This is a genomic window from Pseudorhodobacter sp., assembly GCF_030452865.1.
Classification (GTDB): Bacteria; Pseudomonadota; Alphaproteobacteria; order Rhodobacterales; family Rhodobacteraceae; genus Pseudorhodobacter.
On sequence record NZ_JAKDLJ010000339.1, the window covers coordinates 1 to 4,008 of the forward strand.

Consider the following 4,008-nt stretch of genomic DNA (forward strand, 5'->3'; position numbering starts at 1 on the left):
GGAACCATCGTTGTAGGCATCATTGTTGCCGTGCTCGCAGGTCTCTGGCCGCCGCGTCGCGGGTTTGGCGGGAGCGGCGGGATTGTGACTGCGATCATCCATGCGACGACTGGCGCTGTGATCGTGCTGTTGTTGTTCCGGCGCTGGTCAAACGGCCCTGAACGCTTCAAGGCGCGGTCATTTTCGACCGCGCCGCTTGTTCCCGCCCCGCATCCCGGCCCGTCCGCCGGTGGAGCGTCCCGCCATTTTCTGCGCGTCCTCAACCGCTTCTTCCACCACCGATTGCCGCGCCAGCGGGTCATCGGCAATGGCGAGTTCCACCGCTTGCAGGCGTTTCACCTCGTCGCGCAGGCGAGCGGCTTCCTCAAACTCCAGATTCTCGGCAGCCTTGCGCATCTGCACCCGCAGCGCATCAAGATGGGCCGCAAGGTTGCTGCCCATCATCGGTTTGTCGATCTTGGTGGTGATGCGCGATTGATCGGTGTCGCCTTGCCACAGCCCGGCCAGCACATCCTCGACGTTCTTTTTCACCGTCGTCGGCGTGATGCCGTGTTCGACGTTGTAGGCGGTCTGTTTGGCGCGGCGGCGGTCGGTTTCACCAATCGCGCGCTCCATCGACCCGGTGATGCGGTCGGCATACATGATCACCCGACCATCGGCATTTCGCGCGGCGCGGCCAATGGTCTGGATCAGCGAGGTCTCAGAGCGCAAGAAGCCTTCCTTGTCCGCGTCCAGAATTGCAACCAGCCCACATTCCGGAATATCCAAACCTTCACGCAACAGGTTGATGCCGACCAGAACGTCAAACGCCCCCAACCGCAAATCCCTTAAGATTTCAATGCGTTCTATTGTGTCGATGTCCGAATGCATATAGCGGATACGGATGCCCTGTTCGTGGAAATACTCGGTCAGATCCTCGGCCATTCGCTTGGTCAACACCGTCACCAAGACCCGCAACCCCGCCAGCGCCACGCGGCGAATCTCATCAAGCAGGTCATCGACCTGGGATTCAACGGGGCGGATTTCCACCTTTGGATCAATCAGCCCCGTGGGACGGATCACCTGTTCGGTGAAAACGCCGCCTGCCTGTTCAATCTCCCATTTCGCGGGGGTGGCTGAAACGAAGATGCTTTGCGGTCGCATCGCATCCCATTCCTCAAACTTCAGCGGGCGGTTGTCCATGCACGACGGCAGGCGGAAACCATGTTCGGCCAACGTGAACTTGCGCCGGAAGTCACCTTTATACATGCCGCCGATCTGTGGCACCGAAACGTGGGATTCGTCTGCAAAAACAATGGCATTGTCGGGGATGAACTCGAACAGTGTCGGCGGCGGTTCCCCCGGCGCGCGACCCGTCAGATAGCGCGAATAGTTTTCAATCCCGTTGCAAACGCCGGTCGCCTCCAACATTTCCAGATCAAAGGAACAGCGTTGCTCCAACCGTTGCGCTTCCAGCAACTTGCCCTCGGCCACCAGTTGGTCGAGCCGCATCCGCAGTTCTTTTTTGATGCCGATGATCGCTTGGTTCATCGTTGGGCGCGGGGTGACGTAGTGGGAATTGGCGTAGATGCGGATTTGGTCGAAATTGTCCGTTTTGGCCCCCGTCAGCGGGTCAAACTCGATGATCGCCTCCAGTTCCTCGCCGAAAAACGAGAACCGCCAAGCCCGGTCTTCGAGGTGGGCGGGCCAGACTTCCAGCGAATCGCCGCGGACGCGGAAGCAACCGCGTTGAAACGCCTGATCATTGCGGCGGTAGGCTTGCGCCACCAGTTCCGCGATGATCTGGCGCTGGTCATAGCTTTCACCGGTTTTCAGGTCTTGCGTCATGGCGGAATAGGTCTCGACCGAGCCGATACCATAGATGCAGGATACCGAGGCCACGATGATCACATCGTCACGTTCCAACAGTGCGCGGGTGGCCGAATGGCGCATCCGGTCGATCTGTTCGTTGATCTGGGATTCCTTCTCGATATAGGTATCGGACCGCGCGACATAGGCTTCGGGCTGGTAGTAGTCGTAATAGGAAACGAAGTATTCCACGGCGTTTTCAGGAAAGAAGCCCTTGAATTCGCCGTATAATTGCGCCGCGAGCGTCTTGTTCGGGGCGAGAATGATTGCCGGGCGCTGGGTCTGTTCGATCACTTTGGCCATGGTGAAAGTCTTGCCGGTGCCCGTCGCCCCCAGCAACACCTGATCGCGTTCGCCGCCCTGAATCCCCGCCGACAGTTCCACGATCGCCGTGGGTTGGTCGCCCGCGGGTTCAAACGGCGTTGACAGTTTGAAGCGCCGTCCGCCCTCGAGCTTGGGGCGCGTCAGCACATCGGGTCGTTCCGTCAGCGCGTTGACATTGTTGTGGGGCATGGTGATTCCTTCCAGTACCCTAGATTTGATCTGTTTTTGTTCCGGTTCAAGGGGGCGATTAACGCTTTTGTAACCAGGATTTCTTTAGGATTAACAGGAACGCTGCAATTTTATGGAATATTCTCCGAAATTTTGCATCTTTCGGTTGTATATCCGGAAACCATATTGCAGAGTGATGAGGCAAGCAGCAAAGACTGTCGGCTGATCACACCACACACCCCACCCACACTCCCAGTGATCAGCCGGCAGCACCCCAAATCCGCAGGCATCGGGCCATTCCGCTTGCAAATCCTCTGACATTTCCGGCATATATATGGCCAAGCGAATGCCTCAAGGAGCCTGCCCATGCGCGCCCGCATCTACCGACCCGCCCGCAACGCCATGCAATCGGGGACTGCGAAGACAAAGGACTGGGTGTTGGACTACGTTCCGGCCTCTGCACGCTCGCTCGACCCGTTGATGGGCTGGACCTCTAGCAGCGATATGAATTCGCAAGTGCGCCTGCAATTTGAAAACCGGGAAGCGGCAGAAGCCTACGCCAAGGCGCATGGCATTGACTACTCTGTGGCAGAGCCGAAGCCTCGCAAACCGATTATCCGCCCCGGTGGCTACGGCGAAAATTTCGCGACCCATAGGCGCGGTGTCTGGACCCATTGAGATAATTGTAAATCGGGGCAAGGTTGCCGCGAAATCGGGGTGAAGATCTGGCGAAGCTAACGACATGACTATGTGTTGTGATGACAGTCTAGGTACACGACATTATTTGCAACTGCACTGAAACGCGCCCTGCCTGGATCTCCGCTTGACCCGAACGCTGTCCTATTGGGTCGCCCAAACCATCTCGAACCATGATGGTGCTTATCGCGAATGTTCCTCACCCACCACGACATCTAGAACGCCCCCGCTGAAGTCGTCGACCTTTTGGGAAATGATAATCCCATTTTGGAGAGGACTAGAGCCTATCACGTTTTATCGGATTCAAGCATTCATCTGTCCCAATGAGGCGGCGTTTTCAAAAGTGCAACGCGTTCATCGGGACAGGTGAAGGTTTTGCAAGGCCAAGGCAAATCGGTTTCAAAGGCCGTGAGGCAGTCGTTTCAGTTCGATTGGAGCCGACGGTTTTGCGGGACTGGCCGGGTAGCGCACCAAGTTGCAGATAATCTGTAAAAAGCTGTCGAACATTGGCGTCTTCTTGATCCGCGCCGATCTGCTGCCCTCCCTCCCGAGTTCGAGAACATTGCTGCTTGGAACAAGGTATCGTCCGGCACGGATCTTGGTCAAGACATCGGGTCGTTTCGTCACTTCGGAAATTTGACGATCGGGAGCTATTTCATTGAGATATCGTCTCCTCGTGCTGAATATCGTAACCACCCTATTGTCACCGCCTGCCTGACGGCGGGGCTATGAATTAAGACACGTGTTTAACGACGTCGTTAACGATGTTTCGTATGCGGGGTCTGCGATGCGTGGCGAAATTCTTGGAGTGGAGCGGCGGCGGATTTGGCGCGACGAGGACAAGCTGGAGATTGTTGCGTCGGTCGGGATTGGCGGGGCGACGGTGACGCAGGTGGCGCAGCGCCACGAGATCACGCGGCAGCAGATCTACGCGTGGCGGCATGACCTCTGACCTGCCCCCCGAAACTTCCC

Annotated in this window: 3 protein-coding genes; 2 read left to right on the top strand and 1 reads right to left on the bottom strand. The window is 57.4% G+C overall.

The genetic code is table 11. The annotated features are described in order from the left end of the window. Positions 1–177: 177 nt before the first annotated feature. Positions 178–2,361 carry an excinuclease ABC subunit UvrB gene (uvrB, locus tag L0H65_RS15810; RefSeq protein ID WP_301460055.1) on the bottom strand — a complete coding sequence of 728 codons (2,184 nt, stop codon included), beginning with the start codon at positions 2,359–2,361 and terminating at the stop codon, positions 178–180. 345 nt (positions 2,362–2,706) lie between these two features. On the opposite strand from uvrB, the gene L0H65_RS15815 reads away from it, so the two are divergent. Further along, positions 2,707–3,018 carry an ETC complex I subunit gene (locus L0H65_RS15815; protein ID WP_301460057.1) on the top strand — a complete coding sequence of 104 codons (312 nt, stop codon included), beginning with the start codon at positions 2,707–2,709 and terminating at the stop codon, positions 3,016–3,018. Between the two features lie 805 nt (positions 3,019–3,823). Then, a complete protein-coding gene (locus L0H65_RS15820; RefSeq protein ID WP_301460059.1) occupies positions 3,824–3,988 on the top strand; it encodes a transposase in 165 nt (54 codons plus the stop codon). The last annotated feature ends 20 nt before the right edge of the window (positions 3,989–4,008 follow it).

What these genes read in the sequence shown, in the direction of transcription:
- L0H65_RS15820 (WP_301460059.1), top strand. Translation starts at nt 3,824, where the DNA reads ATGCGTGGCGAAATTCTTGGAGTGGAGCGGCGGCGGATTTGGCGCGAC.
- L0H65_RS15815 (WP_301460057.1), top strand. Translation starts at nt 2,707, where the DNA reads ATGCGCGCCCGCATCTACCGACCCGCCCGCAACGCCATGCAATCGGGG.
- uvrB (WP_301460055.1), bottom strand. Translation starts at nt 2,361, where the DNA reads ATGCCCCACAACAATGTCAACGCGCTGACGGAACGACCCGATGTGCTG.